The sequence below is a fragment of the Cellulomonas septica genome (genome assembly GCF_012396155.1).
Taxonomy (GTDB): domain Bacteria; phylum Actinomycetota; class Actinomycetes; order Actinomycetales; family Cellulomonadaceae; genus Cellulomonas; species Cellulomonas septica.
In genome coordinates, this window is sequence record NZ_JAAXOY010000316.1 from 1 (window position 1) to 4,116 (window position 4,116).

A 4,116-nucleotide genomic window follows, 5' to 3' on the forward strand; every position below is an offset into this window, starting at 1 on the left:
GGCGCGTGCCCGCCGCGACGGAGCAGCCCGGACGCTCGACCCGACGACCCCGCGCGGCCGTCGAGCTCCTCGTCGTGCTCGGCGCGTTCGCGGCCTTCACGTGGGTGCACGCGCACGTCGCGCGGGACGTCGCGGCCGCGACGGCGCACGCGCTCACGCTGCAGGACGCCGAGCGGACGCTGGGGATCGACGTCGCGCTCGCCGCGAACCGGTGGCTGGTGGCGCAGCCGACGTGGGTCGCGGTGGCCGCCGTCTACGTCTACCGGTCGTACTACCTGGTGCTGCTCGGCGTCCTGGTGTGGGTGTTCGTCCGACACCCCGAGGTGTACCTGCGGGCGCGACGGACCCTGCTCGCGATGATGCTGCTGGTGCTGCCCGTCTACTGGGCGGTGCCGATGTCGCCGCCGCGGTTCGCGCTCGCGGGGGTCGTCGACGTCGTGCGGCGGCACGACCCGCTCGGCGACCGCAGCGCACCGACCCCCGGCTCCTCGTACACGGCGATGCCGAGCATGCACGTCGGGTTCTCGGCGTGGTGCGCGTACGCGGTGTGGCTCGCGCTGCGGACGTCGCACCCGCGTGCCGCATGGGCGGCGTGGCTGTTCCCGCTGGTGATGACGGGGGTCGTGCTCACGACGGGCAACCACTACGTGCTCGACGTCGTCGGGACCGCGGTGCTGCTCGCGGCGTCGATCGGTGCCGCGACGCTGTGGGGACGAGCCGTCGAGCGGCGCCGGCGCCCGCGCGAGCGCGTGGACGCCCCCGGACACGACGACGGCGGGGACATCCCCGCCACTCTCAACGTATAGAGCACAGGGGGTCTTGCGGCAAGACCCCCCTGGCGGCGAAGAATCGCCGACCGTGACCTCGCAGACGACCAGCGCGTTCCACCTCCCCGACTCCCTCGCGGCCAAGGCCGACCCGGCCCTCGTCGCCGCCGACGAGCGGTTCTTCGCCGCGCTCGCAGCCACCCTGGACCACCAGCGCGCCGACGTGGCGGCCCGCCTGGACGAGGCCCGACGCGCACCCGGCGGGCACGGGACGGCGGCTCTCGAGCGTGACCAGGAGATCCACCGGTTGTCCGGCCGCCTGCGCGTGCTTGAGCGGTTCGGCCTCGACCTGTGCCTGGGCCGCGTCGTCCCGGCCGACGGCGGCGAGCCCGTGTACGTGGGCCGGCTCGGCGTGACCGATGCCGACGGCCGCCGGCTGCTGGTCGACTGGCGGTCGCCCGTCGCGGAGCCGTTCTTCGGGGCGACGCACGGCAACCCGATGGGCGTCGTCAGCCGGCGGCGGTACCGGTGGACGGCCGGGCGCGTCACGGACTTCTGGGACGAGGTGTTCACGGCCGACGGGCTGGCGGCGAACGCCGCGCTCGACGACCAGTCGGCGTTCGTCGCGAGCCTCGGCGCGGACCGGTCGGCGCGCATGCGCGACGTGCTCGGCACCATCGCGGCGGACCAGGACGCGATCGTGCGCGCCGGCTCGCAGGGGACGCTCGTCGTCGACGGCGGACCGGGGACGGGCAAGACGGTCGTCGCGCTGCACCGCACGGCCTACCTGCTCTACCACGACCCGCGCCTCGGGCACCGGCGTGGTGGCGTGCTGTTCGTCGGCCCGCACCAGCCCTACCTCGACTACGTCTCCGACGTGCTGCCGAGCCTGGGGGAGGAGGGCGTCCGGACGTGCACGCTCGCGGACCTGGTGCCGGAGGGTGCGACGGCCGTCGACGAGGCGGACCCGGAGGTCGCGCGGCTCAAGGCGTCGGCCGCCATGGTCCGCGCGATCGAGCCGGCCGTCCGGTTCTCCGAGCGGCCGCCGACCGAGCCGATGACCGTCGAGACGCCCTGGGCCGACGTCCGGATCAGCACGACCGACTGGGCCGAGGCGTTCGACGCCCCCGAGCCCGGCACCCCGCACAACGAGGCGCGTGCGCAGGTGTGGGAGGCGCTGCTCGAGATCCTTGTCGAGAAGCACGACGACGACGTCCCCACCGACCAGCTGCGCCGCGCGCTGCTGCGGAACCGCGACCTGGCGCGCGCCGTCAACCGTGCGTGGCCGCTGCTCGACGCGCCCGACCTCGTCGCCGACCTGTGGTCCGTGCCCGCCTACCTGCGGCTGTGCGCACCCTGGCTCACGCCCGACGAGGTGCGGCTGCTCCAGCGTGACGACCCGCGCGCGTGGACGACGTCCGACCTGCCGCTGCTCGACGCCGCCCGCGCGCGGCTCGGCGACCCCGACGCACCCGCGCGGCGACGCCGCCGGGAGGCCGACCTCGCCGTCGAGCAGCAGCAGCGGCAGCGCGTCGTCGACGAGCTCATCGCCGCGGACGACAGCGAGCTGCTGCTCATGTCGATGCTCAAGGGGCAGGACCTGCGCGACGCGCTCGTCGACCGCGCCGGCGATGACGAGCCGTCGGACCCGCTCGCCGGGCCGTTCGCGCACCTCGTCGTCGACGAGGCGCAGGAGCTCACCGACGCGCAGTGGCAGATGCTGCTCGCGCGCTGCCCGTCGCGCAGCCTCACCGTCGTCGGCGACCGCGCGCAGGCCCGGCACGGCTTCGCGGAGTCGTGGCAGGAGCGGCTGGCACGCGTCGGCCTGACCAGCGTCGAGACGGCGTCGCTCACGCTCAACTACCGCACGCCCGAGGAGGTCATGACCGAGGCCGAGCCCGTGATCCGCGCCGCGCTGCCCGACGCCAACGTGCCGACGTCCGTGCGCCGGACCGGCGTGCCCGTGCAGCACGGCCGCCGGGCGGACCTCGCGACCGTCGTCGAGGAGTGGCTCGCCTCGCACGGGGGCGTCGCGTGCGTCGTCGGCGACCCGACCTTCCCCGAGGCCGACCGTGTGCGGTCGCTCGCACCCGTCCTCACGAAGGGCCTCGAGTTCGACCTCGTCGTCCTCGTCGAGCCCGAGTCGTTCGGCGACGGGATCGAGGGCGCGGTCGACAGGTACGTCGCGATGACGCGCGCCACGCAACGCCTCGTCGTCCTCACCGGCTGACGCGCGGACCGGCCCGCGCGTCGGCGGTGGTGGAGCGGGCAGGGTCGACGACACCCGGCCGTCATCTCACGCTCACCGGACGGTGTCACCGCACGAAACATGTGTGCGCCACGATGCGCGCGTCAGGGTCGCCCGTCCGAGGGAAAGAGTGGTCCGCCCGTGCTCAAGAAGTCCCGTTCCGTCGCCTCCGCCACCTGCACGCTCACGTTCGCGCTCCCGACGGCGACGCTCGACGGCCCGGTCAGCGTCGTCGGCTCGTTCAACGGCTGGACGCCGGGGCTGCACCCGCTGAAGAAGCGGTCGAACGGCACGTCGAGCACGTCGGTCAAGGTCCCGGTCGGCTCGACGGTGACGTTCCGGTACCTCGGCGAGCACGGGCGCTGGTTCGACGACGCCGACGCCGACCAGCTCACGTCCGACGGCGGCGTCGTCCTCACCTGACGTCGGCGCGACCCGGCCACCGGGCGGACGACCCGCACGCGCGCGCTCGGAGCGCGACACGGCCGTCGATCCGGACGGAACGGGTGTTCCCGGGCACCGGGCCGCGTCGGTAGCGTGCGACCTGCGGGCCGGCGAGGGACCGCGGACGCCCGGACAGGGGAGCGGCCATGGACGAGACGGCAGGTCAGGTCGACGAGGCGCGCAGCCCGCGGCTGCCGCCGCGGTGGTTCGTCCGCACCGCGTGGGTGGTGCACCGCGCGATGTACCGCGTGACCGGCGGCCGGCGCGGGCTCTGGCGTCCCCGCCCCGACCGGTGGGGGACGCTCGTGCTGCGCACGACGGGCCGCCGGACCGGGCAGGAGCGGGAGGCCATCGTCGCGTACATGGAGGACGGGCCGAACCTGGTCACGCTCGCGATGAACGGCTGGGCCGCGCCCGAGCCGGCGTGGTGGCTCAACTTGCAGGCGCACCCCGACGCGACCGTCGTCCTGAAGGACGGGCCGCGGCCGGTGCGGGCGCGGGCGGCCGCGGGTGCCGAGCGCGAGCGGCTGTGGTCGGAGTACCGCAAGCTCGGCAAGGACCTCGACGGCTTCGCGACGCGCCGCCCGACCGAGACCGCGGTCGTGGTGCTGGAGCCGCGCGGCTGAGCATCCCGGCGTCGGCGCTGCCGACCCTCAG

4 protein-coding genes are annotated in these 4,116 nt (G+C 75.0%); all 4 read left to right on the top strand.

Features of this window, described 5'->3' with window-relative positions; all coding sequences use genetic code 11:
• On the top strand, positions 1-806 hold an 806-nt coding region (locus HGA02_RS12290), incomplete at its 5' end, for a phosphatase PAP2 family protein (RefSeq protein WP_210728500.1).
• 52 nt (positions 807-858) lie between these two features.
• Positions 859-2,997, top strand: coding sequence for an RNA polymerase recycling motor ATPase HelR (gene helR / locus HGA02_RS12295; protein WP_168679249.1), 2,139 nt, complete (start codon positions 859-861; stop codon positions 2,995-2,997).
• A gap of 159 nt (positions 2,998-3,156) precedes the next feature.
• Positions 3,157-3,438: an isoamylase early set domain-containing protein gene (locus tag HGA02_RS12300; protein ID WP_168679250.1), complete on the top strand. Its 282-nt coding sequence runs from the start codon at positions 3,157-3,159 to the stop codon at positions 3,436-3,438.
• A 167-nt stretch (positions 3,439-3,605) separates the two neighbouring features.
• Entirely contained in the window at positions 3,606-4,085 is a 480-nt protein-coding gene (locus tag HGA02_RS12305) for a nitroreductase/quinone reductase family protein (protein WP_168679251.1), read from the top strand.
• The last annotated feature ends 31 nt before the right edge of the window (positions 4,086-4,116 follow it).

Bases quoted from the DNA above. Each gene is read 5' to 3' on its own strand.
- HGA02_RS12305 (WP_168679251.1), top strand. From the start codon at position 3,606: ATGGACGAGACGGCAGGTCAGGTCGACGAGGCGCGCAGCCCGCGGCTG.